At 70.0% G+C, this 16843-nt stretch carries 14 protein-coding genes; 7 read left to right on the top strand and 7 right to left on the bottom strand.

Features of this window, described 5'->3' with window-relative positions; all coding sequences use genetic code 11:
- Positions 1-8 precede the first annotated feature (8 nt).
- The 7 genes from J3S20_RS08855 to J3S20_RS08885 form a co-directional block, all read right to left on the bottom strand.
- Positions 9-986 carry an HNH endonuclease gene (locus J3S20_RS08855; protein WP_216836076.1) on the bottom strand — a complete coding sequence of 326 codons (978 nt, stop codon included), beginning with the start codon at positions 984-986 and terminating at the stop codon, positions 9-11.
- Between the two features lie 221 nt (positions 987-1207).
- Complete coding sequence (locus J3S20_RS08860; protein WP_216836077.1) at positions 1208-1528, bottom strand: hypothetical protein; 321 nt, start codon at positions 1526-1528, stop codon at positions 1208-1210.
- A gap of 11 nt (positions 1529-1539) precedes the next feature.
- The gene (locus J3S20_RS08865) at positions 1540-2976 is read right to left on the bottom strand and encodes an HlyD family type I secretion periplasmic adaptor subunit (RefSeq protein WP_216836078.1); all 1437 of its coding nucleotides are present in this window, start codon (positions 2974-2976) and stop codon (positions 1540-1542) included.
- Entirely contained in the window at positions 2973-4730 is a 1758-nt protein-coding gene (locus J3S20_RS08870; protein WP_216836079.1) for a type I secretion system permease/ATPase, read from the bottom strand. The genes J3S20_RS08865 and J3S20_RS08870 overlap by 4 nt, the downstream gene beginning before the upstream one ends.
- 14 nt (positions 4731-4744) lie before the next feature.
- Positions 4745-5209, bottom strand: coding sequence for a hypothetical protein (locus J3S20_RS08875; protein ID WP_216836080.1), 465 nt, complete (start codon positions 5207-5209; stop codon positions 4745-4747).
- Positions 5210-5302: 93 nt separating this feature from the next.
- The gene (locus J3S20_RS08880; RefSeq protein ID WP_246602518.1) at positions 5303-6304 is read right to left on the bottom strand and encodes a glycosyltransferase family 2 protein; all 1002 of its coding nucleotides are present in this window, start codon (positions 6302-6304) and stop codon (positions 5303-5305) included.
- Positions 6305-6312: 8 nt separating this feature from the next.
- Positions 6313-6762 (bottom strand): GtrA family protein, encoded by a 450-nt coding sequence (locus J3S20_RS08885; protein ID WP_216836082.1) that lies wholly within the window; start codon positions 6760-6762, stop codon positions 6313-6315.
- Between the two features lie 133 nt (positions 6763-6895).
- Between J3S20_RS08885 and J3S20_RS08890 the strand changes: the two genes are divergently transcribed.
- The 7 genes from J3S20_RS08890 (at position 6896) to J3S20_RS08920 (ending at position 16837) form a co-directional block, all read left to right on the top strand.
- Positions 6896-7744, top strand: a complete 849-nt coding sequence (locus J3S20_RS08890) for an NAD(P)-dependent oxidoreductase (protein ID WP_216836083.1) — start codon at positions 6896-6898, stop codon at positions 7742-7744.
- Between the two features lie 2 nt (positions 7745-7746).
- Positions 7747-9261 (top strand): aldehyde dehydrogenase family protein, encoded by a 1515-nt coding sequence (locus J3S20_RS08895; protein WP_216836084.1) that lies wholly within the window; start codon positions 7747-7749, stop codon positions 9259-9261.
- 122 nt (positions 9262-9383) lie between these two features.
- Positions 9384-10985: an ABC transporter substrate-binding protein gene (locus J3S20_RS08900; RefSeq protein WP_216836085.1), complete on the top strand. Its 1602-nt coding sequence runs from the start codon at positions 9384-9386 to the stop codon at positions 10983-10985.
- Positions 10986-11172: 187 nt separating this feature from the next.
- A complete protein-coding gene (locus tag J3S20_RS08905) occupies positions 11173-13020 on the top strand; it encodes a hypothetical protein (protein WP_216836086.1) in 1848 nt (615 codons plus the stop codon).
- A complete protein-coding gene (locus J3S20_RS08910) occupies positions 13017-13553 on the top strand; it encodes a hypothetical protein (RefSeq protein ID WP_216836087.1) in 537 nt (178 codons plus the stop codon). The genes J3S20_RS08905 and J3S20_RS08910 overlap by 4 nt, the downstream gene beginning before the upstream one ends.
- Before the next feature lie 71 nt (positions 13554-13624).
- Positions 13625-15217 carry an ABC transporter substrate-binding protein gene (locus J3S20_RS08915; RefSeq protein ID WP_216836088.1) on the top strand — a complete coding sequence of 531 codons (1593 nt, stop codon included), beginning with the start codon at positions 13625-13627 and terminating at the stop codon, positions 15215-15217.
- A 39-nt stretch (positions 15218-15256) separates the two neighbouring features.
- A complete protein-coding gene (locus J3S20_RS08920) occupies positions 15257-16837 on the top strand; it encodes an ABC transporter substrate-binding protein (protein WP_216836089.1) in 1581 nt (526 codons plus the stop codon).
- Positions 16838-16843 lie beyond the last annotated feature (6 nt).

Raw genomic sequence — 16843 nt, forward strand, 5'->3', positions numbered from 1 at the left:
GCCGGCAGCTACGTCTTTGCTCGCTTGGCTATCAGCAGCTTTTTGCGGAAGTCTTCAACTAGCGCCCATGGGCGTTCACGGTGAATGATTCGATGGCAGTTCGAACAAAGCATTGCTAGATCGGAAATTTTGCTCACTGTTGCGGTGTCCATTGTGTGCATAGGACGTAAATTATGGTGTACCTCGATGAAATTGCTTCCCATCCGCCCGTAATATGACTCGAAATCAAAATGACAAACTTCGCAAAAAAGCCGCCCATGTTTTCTTATGAAAGCAGCTTTAGCCTCTTTCACGAGGGTTTTATTGCGCTCCCGCCTATAGTGTGTTTTCTGGATAAGTTCTCCTTCAGGAAATTCGAGATTGCCGCCATCTGAATAGTCATCTTCAGGCAGCCGATTCTCATAGTCATGCGCCAGAAGCCGTAGTTGGTCCCACTGCGCCGGCGCTATTTCCGTTGGTCGCGTGTAGTGTTTGCCTGGCCCGCCGATGATTTCTGATGGGACCGCCACCCGAACCTGCAGAGGCTTGATGTTCTCGGGACGGACTCGCCACCGATACATCTTTAATTCATCCGAAAGAAGCTTGGCTTTCTGGATGACGGATTGACCCTTGTACGCCCCGCCGATATGCCCGAGAGCATCTAGCTCGTCTAACTCTTTGGCGCGTTGCCGGACAAGCGCAAGCGGGAAATTGGCGCCGTTCACCGCGAACGATGCTTGCTCATAGAAGCCGGCGAGATGCCAGCCAATACCCTTGTCATAGGCTGCAAACGCAATGTTGAAATCGCCTTCCGGCTGCTTGGGTTCATAATACATGTAGCCGTAGATATGCCCGTCAGCGCACACGTCCCGGCGAAAGTTCCAGTCCTCATGCGCGAAGCCATGAGTGACGACGTAGCCGCCATCACTCCTGCTACCTAGGCGGCCGCTCGAAGGGCCGGTCCATAGCTTGTCGTTTTGAACAACGCGCTGAAACAGATACCGCACCACAGTCCACCTCTAGCTTCTCCCTCTTTTTATCTTCCGACATTGTAACGTCCTTGGCTAGGGGCGGCCGAGCATGCGCTGTGACAGGCAGCCAGCCGCAGAACCGGCGATCAAATGTGGCATGACCCCAACCGCCCTGCTGCCACGAAGCCGCGCTAGCGGTCATGATGTTCCAGAATCAAACGCGCACGCCTCAGTTGCTACCGGCTGTGCGCCTTTAACTATCCGTTGAAGCGGAAGGCGCCGGCCACCTGGTCCTGCGGCTCCGCCTGGGCCGGCTGGCCCTGGTTGGCCTGGGCGCCGGCCTGGCTGGCCAGGTTCTCCTTGGCCTTGGCCTCGATCTGCCGCGTCACCTCCGCCAGCACCCGCGCCAGGTTCGGTAGCTGCAGCACCGGCACCACCAGCATGGCGGAGGCTTCGGGCTTGCCCTCCTTGACGGAGGCGGAAGCGGCCGTCTGCATGCCGAGCGTGATGCGCACGACGCCGCTGGCCACATGCACGTCGATGATGCCGTCGCCGAAGACGGTGGGAATGGCGGTCATGAGCGGGATTCCTATTGTTCGCGGAAGGCGCGGTGGAAGCTGTCGATCAGCGGCTGCATCATGTAGCGGGCGAAGGTGCGTTCCCCGGTCCGGATCTGCGCCTCCACCGCCATGCCGGCGCGCAGCGTCAGCCCCTCCACCGCCTGGATCTGGCTTTCGTCGAGCAGGATCTGCACCCGGTAGTAGCTGAGGCCGCGGCGCTCATCCTCCGTCACGTCGGAGGCGACGAAGGTGACGTGGCCGTGCAGATAGGGCACCAGCCGCTGCTTGAAGGCGGGCAGGCGGATCTCGGCCTGCAGGCCGTCATGGATCACGTCGATGTCGTTCGGCTGGACATGCACCTCGGCCACCAGCCGGTCCTCCGCCGGCACCAGGTCCATCACCGGATCGCCGGCGCGCACCACGGCGCCCACGGTGAAGACACGCAGGTTCAGCACCGTGCCATTCTCCGGCGCCACGATCTCGAGCCGGGTGGAGACATTCTCCGCCGCGCGCAGCCGTTCCTCGGTCTCGGAAAGGCGCAGGCGCACCTCGCGCAGCTCGGTCGAGGCTTCCTGCGTGCGGCCGGTCTCGATGCGCTCGATCTCGCGCTCCGCTTCCTCGATCTGGGCGCGGGAGCGGACCATCTGGTTGGCGATATCCGTGACATTGCCCTCGACCGAGGCCACCTGCCGCTGCAGCGCCAGCAATTGCGGCAGGCGCGCCAGGCCCTGGCGCAGCAGCTGGGCGGTGTTCGATTCCTCGGCCCGCAGCAGCACCAGCATGCGGCGCTGCGCATCCATCTGCCCCTCGGCAGAGGCGATGGTGGCGCGGTGCTGGTCGATGCGGGCGCGCAGCACCTGCACCTGGCTTTCCAGCGCCAGGCTGCGCGCCTGGAACAGGGCGCGCTGGCCGGTGATGACCTCCTCCGCGCGCGGTTCGCGGGAGGCGAGGAGATCGGGCGGGAAGGTGATGGAGGGCGCCCGCGCCAGCTCCGCCTCCAGCCGCGCATCCTGCGCCAGCAGCGCCCAGCGCTGGCTGCGCAGCGTTTCCGTCTGCTGCGCGGCCTGCGGCTGGTCGAGCCGCATCAGCACCTGGCCGGCGGTGACGACGTCGCCGTCCCGCACCAGGATCTCGCGCACGATGCCGCCCTCGAAATGCTGGATGGTGCGGCGCGTGCCTTCCACCTTCAGCACGCCTGGCGCGATCGCGGCCTCGGCCAGCGGCACCAGGCTGGCCCAGACGCCGAGCCCGATGACGAAGATGCCGACGATGAGGTAGCCCAGCCACATCGCCACGGCGGTGCGCGGCCGCTGTGCGTCCAGGATGGAATCCGGCTCCGGCGGCTGCCACAGGGCGGGCGGCGGCGCGGCGGGGCGTGGCGCGAGGCCGGTAATGGCCGGCACCGGCAATATGCTGCCGATCGGCTGCGGGCCGGAATTCGGGCCCATGGGAATGGCGCCGCTCATCGTGCTCCTTCCGCCCTTGGGGGCTCCCTGGGGGGCTGCTGGACGATTTCCGCCGGCCGGCTGCCTTGGGCCAGGCGCTTGAGGACTTCCGCGCGCGGGCCGAAGGCTTCCGCCGCGCCATCGCGCAGCAGCAGCACCTTGTCCACGCCCTGCACCAGGGTCGGCCGGTGCGAGACCAGGATCACGGTGGCGCCCTGCGCCTTCAGCATCTCCAGCCCCCGGATCAGCGCCTGCTCGGCATCGCCATCCAGGTTGGAATTGGGCTCGTCCAGCACGACGAAGCGCGGGTTGCCGTACATGGCGCGCGCCAGGCCGATCAGCTGGCGCTGGCCGCCCGAGAGGTGCTGGCCGCCATCGCCGATCTCGGTGTCGTAGCCCTGCGGCAGGCGCAGGATCATCTCATGGCAGCCGGCCAGCTGCGCGGCCTCGAAGACACCCTCCGGCGGCTCGTCGCGCATGCGGCTGATGTTCTTCATCACCGTCCCGTCAAACAGTTCCACATCCTGCGGCAGGTAGCCGACATAGCGGCCGAAATCCTCCCGCTGCCAGGTGAAGACATCGGCGCCATCAAGGCGGACGGTGCCGGCGGCGGGGGCGAGCGTGCCGATCAGCAGGCGGATCAGCGTGGTCTTGCCGGCGGCGGAGGGCCCGATGATGGCCATGCTCTCGCCGGCCGCCAGGTTGAAGCTGACGCCCTTGATGATGGCGACCGGCTGGCCCGGGAAGCCGAAGGTCACCCGTTCCGCCGCCACGCGGCCGGTGGGCGCCGGCAGCGCCATGCCCGTGGGGCGGATGCGCGGCATGGCGAGGAAGGCGAGCAGCCGGCGATAGGACTGCCTGGCTTGCACCAGCTGCTTCCAGCCGCCGATCATCTGCTCCACCGGCGCCAGCGCCCGGCCCATGATGATGGAGGCGGCGATGGAGGCGCCGGAGGTCAGCTGCTGTTCCAGCACCAGCCAGGCGCCGACGCCCAGCACGCCGACCTGCACGGCCAGCCGCGTGAAGCGGGTGATGGAGAGGAGGATGGCGGCGCGGTCCGCCGCGCGTTCCTGCGGGGGGATGGAGCTGGACAGCCCCTCGCGCCAGCGGGCCAGCACGGCGGGCGCCATGCCCATGCTGTCGATCACCTCCGCATTGCGGACCATGCTCTCGGCGCGGCGCTGATTGGTGATGCTGGCGGTGCTGGCCTGGCGCACCAGCTTGCCGGTCGCCCATTCATTGGCCAGCGTCAGCAGGAACAGGATGCAGGCGCCGCCGAAGGCGATCCAGCCGAGCATGGGGTGCAGGGCGAAGATCACCGCCAGGTAGATCGGCACCCAGGGCACGTCGAAGACGGTGAGCGAGGCCGGGGAGCCGAGCCAGGCGCGGCAGGCGCCGAGATCGCGCAGCGCCTCCATCCGGTAGGGGCGGCCGCGCAGCTGGCTCTCGATGGCGCGCAGGAAGGCCTCGGGCGCCACCTTGCCCTCGATCCAGCTGGCGAGACGCTGCATCACCTGGCCGCGCAGCCCGTCCAGGATCGCCATGACGAGCAGGGCGAAGATGGCGATGGCGGTCAGGTAATACAGCGTATCGATGCTGCGGGAGCCGAGGACGCGGTCGAAGACCTGCATCATGTAGAGCGAGACGGTGAGCTGCAGCAGGTTCACCACGCCGCTGAACAGCGCAACGCCGACCAGCTGCCGCCGTCCGGCCGCGATGGCGCGCGACAGCACCGTCTCCGGCGCGGACTCTGCGGCGCCGGGCAACAGGGGCATCGGGGGGCGCATATTCAGAAGACTCCCCCCGGCAGCAGGTCCGGGCGAAGCCACAGCGCAAGCGCGATGCCGCCGAGCAGGCCGAGCGCCACCAGATTGGCCAGGACGAGCTTCAGGAAGCCGGGCCCGCCGCGCAGCCGCGCCAGCTGGTCCCGCGCCGCTTCCAGGCGGATGGCCTCAACCTGGTTGTGCAGGGTGCGGAAGGCATGCGCCTGCAACTCCGCCTCCGCCTTGCCGCGCAGTGCCTCCCGCTCCGTCGGGCGGGCGGCTTCCACGGCCAGGGCGAAGGCCAGCAGGTCGCGCAGACGGTGCTCGGCCGCGCCGGTGACGAAGTCCTCCAGGCAAGGGCCGGCCAGGGGGGCAGTCGGGGTGGCAGCCGGGGCGGCAAGCGCCACCGGCGGCACGGGCCGGGGTGCCTGGTCGGCGCGGCCCGGGCTGGCACCGTCCTGGTGCAGGCCTGTGATGTGACTTCCAGACATTTAATGGTCCGTGCAACTGGCGGGCGAGCGGCGAAATACGCTCACCACTCGTCTCCTAGCATGCGAAGGCCTGACAACAAACAAACGTGAGGGTTAAACCGCACCAGGAAGACAATCAGGCGCGCCCGGCCGAGGGCTGGAAGCTTCGGACGCAATCGTTTCGGTATCGAAGTCGGGGGCGGGGATGGCCAGGTAGGCCATGCGCTTCGCTTCCATGCGGCCGCGCGTCACGGTGTCCAGGATCAAGCCGCAGGCAAGCGAAAGGAAGGCCAGCAGCACCAGGCCCATGGACAGCACGGCTGTGGGCAGGCGTGGCACCAGGCCGGTGGCAAGGAAGGTCTGGATCACGGGAATCGCCAGCACGACGCCGATGCCGGCCAGCAGCGCGGCCGCCAGGGCGAAGAAGGGCAGCGGCCTTTCCCGCCGCACCAGCAGCAGGATGGCGCCCAGTATGCGGAAGCCGTCGCGCCATGTATTGAGCTTGGAGGTGCTGCCGGGCGGCCGCGCGCGATAGGGGGTCGGGACCTCGCCCACCGGCATGTGCAGTTCCAGCGCATGCACGGTGAATTCGGTCTCGGTCTCGAAGCCTTCCGCCAAAGCGGGGAAGGATTTCGCGAAGCGGCGGGAGAAGACGCGGTAGCCGGAGAGCATGTCGCTGATCCGGTTGCCGAAGATCACGCGGACCATGCCGGTCAGCACCAGGTTGCCCAGCACATGGCCGGGGCGATAGGCGGCTTCAGCCTCCGTCACGCGGGTGCCGGTGACCATGTCCAGCTTCTGGTCGATGGCCAGGCGCAGCATCTCGGGCGCCGCGGCGGCCTCGTAGGTGTCGTCGCCATCGACCAGCACGTAGAAATCGGCCTCGATATCGGCCAGCATCCGCCGCACCACATGGCCCTTGCCCTGCTGCGGCTCCGACCGCACCAGGGCGCCGGCGGCGCGCGCCGCTTCCACCGTGCCGTCGCGGCTGTTGTTGTCATAGACATGGATGACGGCGCCGGGCAGGGCGGCGCGGAAGGCGGCGACCACGCGGGGGATCGCCACCTCCTCGTTGTAGCAGGGAATCAGGACGGCGATGCGGGGCGCAGCGCCCATTTGGGGGCTCATGCCGCGGCGGCCTGGAAGACGAAGCGGCGCGAGAGGAAGAAATTACCGGCCAGGCCCGCGATCGCGCCGGCCGCGACACCGATCACCGGATGCGCCGCCACGAAGGGCACGAAGGCGACCAGCGCGGCATAGGTGCCGTAGTTGCAGGCGAAGCCGACCAGGTTCACCAGCAGGAACACCGCCCATTGCCGCGCCAGGGGGGCGCGGGGCGCATTGCGAAAGGTCCAGGCGCGATTCAGCGCCCAGGTGGTGCTGGCCGCCGCCACATAGGAGACGGCGCGGCCGGAATAGAGCCCGAGCCCCATCGCCAGCCCGGCATAGAGCACCGCCGAATCCACCAGGAATCCCACCGTGCCCACCACGCCGAAGCGCAGGAATTGCAACAGCCCGTCCCGCCGGTGCGGCCCCAGGCGCGCGATCAAGGCTTCGGCGGTGCGTGCGGGCATTGGTCTTCCATGGGCTGGACGTGGTGTGGCGGGCGCGGTCGTCAAACCACGCCACGGTGACGAAAAGGCGGCAGCTTGCCGGCGCCGCGCCGGGCTGCGAGCCTCGGCGGTGTCACCAAGGGGGTTTTGGCGGATGCGGGTCGGCGTCGTGGGGCTGGGGCAGATGGGCTTGGGCCTGGCCGGGCGGCTGGTGGAGCAGGGGGCGGACGTCTGCGGCTTCGACCTCGATGCCGGGCGGCGCGCCGCGGCGCAAGCCCGGGGCGTGCGGGTGGTCGAGGCGGCGGAGGTCGTGGTGGCGCCGATGGTCCTGCTCTCCCTGCCGCAGGACCGGGCGGTGGAGGCGGTGCTGCTGGCGCTGCTGCCGGCGTTGCCGAAGCAGGCGGTGGTGGCCGATACCTCGACGCTCGACCCCCAGGCGGCGCGGCGCTTCGCGGCCGCGGCGGCGGATTGGGGCGTGGACTACCTGGATGCGCCGGTCTCCGGCGGCCCGGCTGGCGCCGCGGCCGGCACGCTGGCCATGATGCTGGGCGGCGAGGCGGCGGCGATCGAACGCGCCCGCCCGGCGCTGGCGCTGGTCGCCACGCGGCTGGTGCATGTGGGCGGCGCGGGGGCGGGGCAGGTGGCCAAGCTGGTGAACAACCTGATGGTGGCGACGCATCTCGCCGTGGCCGGAGAGGCGCTGCGCCTCGGCGCGTTGGCCGGCGTGGCGCCGGAGGCGCTGCTGCCCGTGGTCAATGCCGCCTCCGGCCGCTCCGCCGCCACCGAGGTCAATTTTCCGAAGTGGATCCTGCCCGGCGGCTTCGATTCCGGCTTCACCGCCGGGCTGATGCGCAAGGATGTGCGGCTGGCCCAGGCGCTGGCGGCGGATGTGGGCGCCGCCTTGCCGGTCTGCGCCGCGGCCGTGGCGCGGTGGGAGGCGAGCGAGGTCGCGGACGGCGCCGACTTCAACCGCGTGCCCGCCGCCATCTTAGGGGGCGCATAGCCATGTTCGAGGCGAAGGCGGTGCTGGCCGAGGAGATCGGCCAGCTGCTCGGCGGGCGCATCGGCAGCGTGCTGGGCGGGGAGGTGACGGAAGGGCAGGGCCAGCCAATCACGCTGCAGGACCCGGTGACCGGCATTGCCATGGCGGACTACGCCGATGCCGGCCCCGCCCTGGCGCGAGAGGCGGCGCGGGGTGCTGCGCAGGCGCAGCGCGCCTGGATGGCGCTGACCGCGGCGGAGCGCGGCCGCCGCATCTGGAAGCTGAGCATTTTGCTGCGCGCCAATGCGGAGGCGCTGGCCCGCCTCGAATCCGCCAATGCCGGCAAGCCGCTGCGCGACTGCCGCGCCCAGGTCGCCCGGGTCGCCGAGATGGCGGAATACTGGGCCGGCTGGTGCGACAAGATCGAGGGGCGGACGGTGCCCGTGCCCTCCGGCCATACCGTCATCATCCGGCGGGAGCCGATGGGCGTGGTGCTGGCCATTACGCCCTGGAATGCGCCGCTCTTCACCTGCGGCTGGAACGTGCTGCCGGCCATCGCGGCGGGCAATGCGGTGGTGCTGAAGCCCTCGGAATACACGCCGCTGACCTCGCTGGCCTTCGCCCTGCTGGCGGTGCAGGCGGGGCTGCCGCGCGGCCTGGTGCAGGTGGTGGCCGGGCTGGGCGCCACGAGCGGGGAGGCGTTGCTGGCGGCGCCGGAGGTCGCCATGGTGACCTTCGTCGGTGGTGCGGCGAGTGCCAGCCGCATCGCCGCCGCCTGCGCCGCGCGGATGATCCCCTGCCTGCTGGAGCTGGGCGGCAAGTCCGCCAATATCGTCTTTGCCAATGCCGACCTGCCGGCGGCGGTGCAGGGCGCGCAGCAGGCGATCTTTGCGAGTTCCGGCCAGAGCTGCGTCGCCGGGTCCCGGCTGCTGGTGCAGCGGTCCATCCACGACAGCTTCGTGGCGATGCTGGCCAAGGCCTCCGCAAAAATCCGGATGGGCGATCCGCTGGATGCGGCGACCGAGGCCGGGCCCGTCGCCACCGCCCGGCAGTTCGCGCATGTGACGGAGATGGTGGCGGCCGGGGTGGCGGAGGGGGCGCAGCTGCTGGCCGCGCCGCGCGGCAAGGCGCTGCCGGAGGAAGGCTTCTGGGTGATGCCGTCTATCCTGGCCGGCCTGTCCAACGAGGCCCGCGCGGCCCAGACGGAAATCTTCGGCCCGGTCGTTGCCGCCATTCCCTTCGAGGACGAGGCGGAGGCCGTGGCGCTGGCCAATGCCACCCCCTATGGCCTGGCCGGCGCGGTCTGGACCCGCGACCTCGGCCGGGCGCATCGGGTGGCCGCCGGGGTGCGGGCGGGCAGCTTCTGGGTGAACGGCTATGGCACCATCCATGTCTCGGTGCCCTTCGGCGGCTTCGGGGCCAGTGGCCATGGCCGGTCCTCGGGCGCCGAGGCGCTGGCCGCCTATACCCAGTCCAAGGCGGTCTGGATCGAGACGGCGGCGGATCCGGTGCTCGGCTTCGGCCATCGTCCCGCCTGATTGTTGCGGCCCTTGCATCGGGAAGGGGAAGCCTGTTCCCTTAACCCCCGCAGGGGCGGCGTGGGGCCGCGCGAGTCAATGGCGGCGCCACGAAGCGCCCAACCGTCTGGAGATGACAGAAGATGCTGCGACGCCACCTCTTGACCGGCGCCGGGGCGGCGCTGGGCGCCTCGACCCTCGGCGCGCCCAGCTTCGGCCAGGGCACCTCCGCCGGCGCCCGGGTGCTGAAGTTCATCCCGCAGGCCGACCTGGCGGTGATCGATCCCATCGTCACCACCGCCTATGTCACGCGCAACCACGCCTATCTGATCTGGGACACGCTCTACGGCTTCGATGCCGACTACAAGGCGCAGCCGCAGATGGCCGCCGGCCATACGGTGGAGGATGACGGCAAGCGCGTCACCATCACGCTGCGCGACGGGCTGAAGTGGCATGACGGCACGGCGGTGACGGCGAAGGATTGCGTCGCCTCCATCCGCCGCTGGGCGGCGCGGGACGCGCTGGGCCAGGTGCTGATGACGCAGACGGATGAGCTCGCCGCCTCCGGCGACAAGGCCATCGTCTTCCGCCTGAAGAAGCCCTTTCCGCTGCTGTTCGAGGCGCTGGGCAAGCCCTCCACCCCCGTCGCCTTCATGATGCCGGAGCGGCTGGCGACGCAGGACCCCGCGACGCCGATCCGCGGCGACCTGATCGGCAGCGGGCCCTTCAAGTTCGTGGCCGGCGAGCGCGTGCCGGGTGCGCGCATCGTCTATGAACGCTTCGCCGACTACGTGCCGCGCACGGGCGGCGAGCCGAGCTGGACCGCCGGTCCGAAGGTGGCGCGCTTCGATCGCGTCGAATGGCATGTGACGCCGGATGCGGCGACCGCTGCGGCGGCGCTGCAGAATGGCGAGATGGACTGGTGGGAGCGGCCGACCGGCGACCTGCAGCCGGTGCTGCGGCGGAACCGCAATATCGTGCTGGAGATCCCGGACCCGACCGGGCTGCTCGCCATCGCGCGCTTCAACCACCTGCACCCGCCCTTCGACAAGCCGGCGGTGCGCCGCGCGCTGCTCGGCGCCGTCAACCAGGCGGATTTCATGACCGCCGTGATCGGCACGGATCGCAGCCTGTGGCGCGAGGGCATCGGCTTCTTCCCACCGGGCACGCCGCTGGCTTCCGATGCGGGGCTCGAGGCCCTCACCAGCCCGCGCGACATGGACAAGGTGAAACGCGAACTGGCCGCGGCCGGCTACAACGGGGAGAAGGTGACGCTGATCGCGGCCTCGGACTTCCCGTCGCTGAACGCCCTGGCGCAGGTGGGCAACGATATGCTGCGCCGCGCGGGCATGAACGTGGACTATGTCTCCACCGACTGGGGCACGGTGGTGCAGCGGCGCGCGAGCCGCGAGGCGCCGGACAAGGGCGGCTGGAACATGTTCTTCACCTTCTGGTCCGGCCTCGACATGTTCAACCCGGGCGTGCACCAGAGCCTGCGCGGCCATGGCCAGCAGGCCTGGTTCGGCTGGCCCACCATCCCGAAGATCGAGGAGCTGCGCGCCGCCTGGTTCGACGCGCCGGACCTCGCCGCGCAGCAGGCCATCGGCCGGCAGATTCAGGAAGTGGCCTTCCAGGAAGTTCCCTACCTGCCGCTCGGCCAGTATTTCCAGGCGACGGCCTATCGCCGCGACCTGACCGGCGTGCTGAAGGGCCTGCCGCTGTTCTGGAACGTGGCACGGGGCTGAGCCGGCGGTCCGGCGCGGCGGTCGGCGCGCCGCCGCCCACAACATCCTGATCCCGCGCAAGCTGCGGGAATGGAGGATGAAGCTATATGGTCGGGTCTGCCCCGAACCCCGGGGCAGACCTGCGGGAGCTGCGGCCCAGGCCGGACCGCGGGGCCACCCTCGACCTTTGTGAAGTCGCCAAGCCCGCATGCCGACCGATCCCATGGCCGCAGAGCCCGGCCCGCCGCCGCCGAACGGGCAGGCAGACGCCGCGCAAGGGCACCGGCCCGGCCGGATTGTCCGCCATGCGGCCTGGGTGGAGGCGGAGGCCGCGCTGCTGGCGGCGGTGCGGGAGGAGGCCGGGGTCGTGGCGCTCCTGGGCGCCCCGGGTGTCGGCAAGACATTGCTGCTGAAGGTCGTGGAACGGCAGCTTCGCGCCGCCGGCATCCCGGCGCAGCGGCTTGAGTTCGGTGACCTCGCCGAGGAAGTGGCCGAAGCCGGGGCCGCGGTGCTGCTGGTGGATGAGGCGGATCGAATCGACGACACGACCCTGGCCCGGTTGGCGGCCGGCGGCGCCGGTCTGGCCGTGCTGGCGGCGCTGCCCGGCTTCGGCGCCCGGCTGGAGGGGCTTCCGCATCGGGTGGTGCGGCTGGGCGGGCTGCGCGCCGAGGAGGTGGAAGACTACGTCACGGCGCGGCTGGCGGTGCTGGAGGTGCCGGCGGAGCGGATGCCGCCGGATGCGGTGGCGGCCCTCGGCCTGGAATCGGCAGGCGTGCCGCAACGGCTGAATGTGCTGATCGGCAGCAGCCTTTTCATGGCCGGGCTGGAGAAGGCGCAAGCCGTCACCGGCGCGCATGTTCGCGGCGCGGCCGGGATGCATGAGCTTTCGGCGGTGCGGATGCCGGTGCTTGAAGCATCGCCGCCCGATTCCGGCGGGAGGTTCGACGGCGGGCCGGCGGACAGCACGGCCGGGGCCGAGTTGCATCCCGGGCCTGCCCTGCCTGCCAGGCTGGAAGCAGCGCCCGCGACGGAGCTGCTGCCGATCCTGGTGCCGGCCGCGTCGGAGGCACAGCGCGGTTCGCACCGCCTGCTGCCCTGGCTGGCGACCGCGGTTGCGCTGGGGCTGATCGGCGCTGCCGGCGCCTGGATGATCCTGGGGCCGGGCTCGTCTGGCGTGGCGCCGCGTGACGGCGCCGGGGCGGAGGTGGTGCGGACGGCACAGGCGGAGCCGGCAGAGGCGGCGCCAGGCGCCGCGCCCGCATCTTCGCCAGTCCCGGCGCCAGTCCCGGCGCCAGTCCCGGCGCCGGCCGCGATCGTGCCGGCCGAGCAGGTTGCGGTGGTGCCTGCCGAGCCGCCCGCGGTGGTGCCCGCGCTGCCGGTGGCGCCGCCGGCGCGCATCGTGCTGACCTACCCGCGCGGCGACGCCGCCGCCGCAGCGCGGGCGGAGGCGCTGGCCGTGGCGCTGCGCGCGGCTGGCCGGACTGTCGCCGCGCCCTTTCCGGTGTCCCAGGCCGGGGCGGAAGAAGTTCTGCGCTACTACTTCCTCGAGGATCGGGAGATGGCGCTGTCGGTCGGCGCCCGGGCCGGGCAGGCGCCGCGCGCGCACCGGCTGGGTGCGGTGCCGGATGGGGCGCCGCTGCCTCGGCCAGGTACCGTGGAATGGGCCCTGCCTGCCACGTCGGACGGCGAGCCGGCCGTGCGGGAGCCGCCGGCGCCCTTGCGGGCGGCGCCGGAGCTGACCCCGCTGGTGGCGCCAGAACCGCTTGCGCCGGCGCCCGGAAGCCTGGTGGCGGCGCGGCTGCCGCTGGAGATGGAGCTGCGCTGGCGGCTGCCGACGACCACCGCCTCGCCTTGCTGTTTCATCGAGGTGATGGGCCTGGAGGAGGGCGCCTGGCAGGCGGTGTTCTCGGGCTATGCAAGCGGTCCGGACCGCCATGCGGTCCCGCTGACGGCGGCGCGGCGCTATGCCTGGCGCGTGACGCAGGTCTCGCGCGACGGCCCCCGCTACGCCGCGGGGCCGTGGACGCATTTCACGGTTCAGGAGGTTGGGGAATGAGGCGTCCGGTGGTGCTGGGCCTTCTGGTCCTGACCGTTCTGTCCGCCTGCGCGCAGCCGCAGCCGGTGGGGCGGCGGGTCGTGCTGCCGCCGCGCACGGCGCCTGCGGAACCTGCCGAGCGGGGCGAGGCCTCCTGGTCCTTCAGCATCGCCAATGGCGTCTGCAGCGCATCCCTGGTGCAGGAGGGTGTGACACTGGCGGTGGCGGCGGGGCCGGGGCGCGACGTGACCTACACGGCGCAGGCGGGGCGGCGCATCAGCCAGGTGGCGTTCCGGGGCACGGAGGGGAACTGGCAACTGCGCTTCCCCGGCACCGCGACGCGCGTGACGCGGCGGCTGGATGCGGCGGGGGAGCGGCGCCTGCGCGCGATGCTGGCCGGCGGTACGCTGCGCTACAGCCGGCCGGGGGCGCGGGTGCTTGCGGTCGCGGTGCCGGATGCCGGCATCTCCGGCCGGGACTGGTTCGGCTGCGTCTCGGCGCTGCAAAGCGCGCCGCCGGCGCCCCGCCAGTCGGATGCCGATGCGCCTGCCTGAGGTTGCGGCTTGCGGGATGCGGCCAGGGCTGGTCTGATCCGTTCTCGGGAAGGCTGGAACGGGAGACTGGTATGCTTCGCAGGGACCTGCTGAAGTCAGGCGCAGCCATTGGCGGTGCGGCCGCCCTGCCAAGGTTTGCCATCGCACAGCCGGCACAGAACCGCATCATGAAGATGGTGCCGCAGGCGAACCTGACCAGCCTGGATCCGATCTGGACCACGGCGAACATCACCCGCAACCACGGGCACATGATCTACGACACGCTGTACGGCCTGGACGCGCAGTTCCGCCCGCAGCCGCAGATGGCCGCCGGCCATGTGTCGGAGGATGGCGGTAAGCGCATCATCATCACGCTGCGCGACGGGCTGAAGTTCCACGACGGCACGCCGGTGCTGGCCAAGGATGTGGTGGCCAGCGTCTCGCGCTGGATGAAGCGCAATCCCTTCGGGCAGAAGCTGGCCTCGCTGACGGATGCGCTGACGGCGCTGGACGACAAGCGCCTGCAGTTCAGCCTCAAGCGGCCCTTCCCGCTGCTGTTCGCGGCGCTCGGCCAGGTTTCCAACAGCCCGGCCTTCATCATGCCGGAACGCCTGGCCAGCACGGATGCCTTCACCCAGATCCGCGAAGCGGTGGGCAGCGGGCCCTTCCGCTTCAAGGCGGATGAGTACAATTCGGGCTCGATGGTGGTCTATACCCGCAATGCGGACTACGTGCCCGTTGCCTCCGGCACGCCGAGCCTGACCGCGGGGCCGAAGATCGTGCATTTCGACCGCGTCGAATGGCACATCATCACCGATGCCGCGACCTCCGCCGCCGCCATCCAGACCGGCGAGATCGACTGGTACGAGCAGCCGCCGCCGGAGATCCAGCAGCTGCTGCGCCGCAACCGCAATGTGCGGATCGAGGCGATCGACCCGCTGCCACTGACCGGCATCCTGCGCTTCAACCACCTGCACGCGCCCTTCAACAACAAGAAGCTGCGCCAGGCGATGCTGCCCGCGATCAGCCAGTCCGACTTCATGCAGGCGATCGTCGGCACCGATCCGGCGAACTTCAACGCCGCCACCGGCTTCTTCACGCCGGGCACGCCGATGGCCAATGACGCGGCGATGGCCGCGCTGACCGGCCCGCGCAGCATCGACCGCGCCAAGGCGCTGATGCGCGAAGCTGGCTATGACAACGAGCTGATGCGCCTGATCGGCCCGACCGACATCCTGGCGCCTTCCGCCATGACGCAGGTGGGCGCGGACCTGGTGCGGCGCCTGGGGTTCAATTCGGATATCGTGCTGACCGACTGGGGCACCACCGTGCAGCGCCGCACCTCGCGGGAGCCGGTGTCCGCCGGCGGCTGGAGCATGTTGTTCACCGCCTTCTCATCCTTCGACTTCGCCAATCCCGCGGCGCATTTCCCGCTGCGCGGCAATGGCACCGGCGCCTGGTTCGGCTGGCCCACCATCCCGAAGCTGGAGGAGCTGCGCGACGCCTGGTTCGAGGCGCCGGACGAGGCCGCCGAGCAGCGCCTGGGGCGGGAGATGCAGGAGGTGGCGATGGATGAGCTGCCCTATATCCCGGTCGGCGCCTATCTCTCGCTGACCGCGCTGCGCAGCAACCTCTCGGGCCGCGTGCCCGGGCTGGCGCTGTATTGGGGCATCAAGCGCGACTGATCGACCACCCGAAGAGCCACCCAGGAAGGGATAGTGCAGATGATCGGACGGCGTGGATTGATGGCGGCCTCGGCCGCGGCGGTGGCAGCCCCCAGCGTGGTTTCGGCGCAGGGCGGCGCGCAGCGCGTGCTGCGGGTGATCCCGCAGGCAAACCTCACCTCGGTGGATCCGGTCTGGACCACCGCGGTGGTCACCCGCAACCACGCCTTCATGCTCTACGACCAGATCTGCGCGCAGGACAGCAACGGCGAGATCAAGCCGCAGATGGCGGAGGGCTGGACCGTCGCCGACGACCAGCTCAGCTGGACCTTCGTGCTGCGCGACGGGCTCGCCTTCCATGATGGGGAGCGCGTGCTGGCGAAGGATTGCGTCGCTTCCATCAAGCGCTGGGCGCGGCGCGATCCCTTCATGCAGGTGCTGATCGGCAATGTGGCGGAGGTGGAGGCGCTGGACGACCGCCGCTTCCGCTTCCGCCTGCACCGCCCCGTGCCGCTGCTGACCATGGCGCTGGGCCAGACGCAGTTCCCCTGCTTCGTGATGCCGGAGCGCATCGCGGCGACCGATGCCTTCACGCAGATTCGCGACACGGTGGGCAGCGGCCCCTTCAAGTTCGTGCCCGGCGAATGGAATCCCGGCCAGCGCGCCGTCTGGGCGAAGAACGAGCGTTACGTTCCGCGCAGCGAGGCGGTGGATGGCCTGGCCGGCGGGCGGCGGCCGAATATCGACCGCATCGAATGGACCATCATCACCGACCCCGCGACCAGCGCGAATGCGATGATGCAGGGCGAGCAGGACTACTGGGAGTATCCGCTGCACGACCTGCTGCCGCTGATGCGCCGCAACCGCGAGGTGGTTGTGCAGCAGCGGCTGCTGGACGGCACCTACGGCATCTGCCGCTTCAACACGCTGCAGCCGCCCTTCAACAACCCCGCCATCCGCCGCGCCGTCGCCATGGCGGTGGACCAGCGCGACTACCTGCGCTCCGTCGCCGGCAACGACCCGGATGGCTGGGGCGTCTGCGAGGGAGTCTTCACCTGCGGCACGCCGCTGGCGAATGAGAGCGGCAGCGAGATCCTGAAGACGCGCAATATCGAACGCGCCAAGGCCGCGCTGCGCGAAGCCGGCTACAATGGCGAGAAGGTGGTGCTGATCGCGCCCGGCGACTATCCGCAGATCAACGCGCTGTCGCTGGTCACGGCGGATATCCTGACGCGGATCGGCATGAACCTGGAGGTGGTCTCCACCGACTGGGGCACGCTGGTGCAGCGCCGCGCGAGCAAGGAACCGGTGGAGCGCGGCGGCTGGAGCATCATCCACACCACCTCCTCCGGCCAGTCGCTGGCGCTGCCGGTCTATCACCTGTTCCTGCGCGCCAATGCCGACAGCGCCTGGTTCGGCTGGCCGAATGAGCCGGAGATCGAGCGCCTGCGCAGCGAATGGGTGCAGACCGGCGACCCGGCGCAGAGCCGCCGGATCGCGGAGCAGCTGAACGCCAAGGCGATGGAATCGATGTACTACATCCCGCTCGGCTTCTACTGGCAGCCGAGCGCTTGGCGCCGCAATGTCACCGGCGTGTTCCGCGCGCCGGCCACCGTCTTCTGGAACATCGGCAAGGGTTGATCCCAT

It is taken from the genome of Falsiroseomonas tokyonensis (genome assembly GCF_019024325.1).
GTDB lineage: Bacteria > Pseudomonadota > Alphaproteobacteria > Acetobacterales > Acetobacteraceae > Falsiroseomonas > Falsiroseomonas tokyonensis.

Excerpts from the sequence above, each read along its gene's own strand:
- J3S20_RS08860 (WP_216836077.1), bottom strand. The coding sequence starts at position 1,528 with ATGACCGCCATTCCCACCGTCTTCGGCGACGGCATCATCGACGTGCAT.
- J3S20_RS08865 (WP_216836078.1), bottom strand. The coding sequence starts at position 2,976 with ATGAGCGGCGCCATTCCCATGGGCCCGAATTCCGGCCCGCAGCCGATC.
- J3S20_RS08870 (WP_216836079.1), bottom strand. The coding sequence starts at position 4,730 with ATGCCCCTGTTGCCCGGCGCCGCAGAGTCCGCGCCGGAGACGGTGCTG.
- J3S20_RS08875 (WP_216836080.1), bottom strand. The coding sequence starts at position 5,209 with ATGTCTGGAAGTCACATCACAGGCCTGCACCAGGACGGTGCCAGCCCG.
- J3S20_RS08880 (WP_246602518.1), bottom strand. The coding sequence starts at position 6,304 with ATGGGCGCTGCGCCCCGCATCGCCGTCCTGATTCCCTGCTACAACGAG.
- J3S20_RS08885 (WP_216836082.1), bottom strand. The coding sequence starts at position 6,762 with ATGCCCGCACGCACCGCCGAAGCCTTGATCGCGCGCCTGGGGCCGCAC.
- J3S20_RS08890 (WP_216836083.1), top strand. The coding sequence starts at position 6,896 with ATGCGGGTCGGCGTCGTGGGGCTGGGGCAGATGGGCTTGGGCCTGGCC.
- J3S20_RS08895 (WP_216836084.1), top strand. The coding sequence starts at position 7,747 with ATGTTCGAGGCGAAGGCGGTGCTGGCCGAGGAGATCGGCCAGCTGCTC.
- J3S20_RS08900 (WP_216836085.1), top strand. The coding sequence starts at position 9,384 with ATGCTGCGACGCCACCTCTTGACCGGCGCCGGGGCGGCGCTGGGCGCC.
- J3S20_RS08905 (WP_216836086.1), top strand. The coding sequence starts at position 11,173 with ATGCCGACCGATCCCATGGCCGCAGAGCCCGGCCCGCCGCCGCCGAAC.
- J3S20_RS08910 (WP_216836087.1), top strand. The coding sequence starts at position 13,017 with ATGAGGCGTCCGGTGGTGCTGGGCCTTCTGGTCCTGACCGTTCTGTCC.
- J3S20_RS08915 (WP_216836088.1), top strand. The coding sequence starts at position 13,625 with ATGCTTCGCAGGGACCTGCTGAAGTCAGGCGCAGCCATTGGCGGTGCG.
- J3S20_RS08920 (WP_216836089.1), top strand. The coding sequence starts at position 15,257 with ATGATCGGACGGCGTGGATTGATGGCGGCCTCGGCCGCGGCGGTGGCA.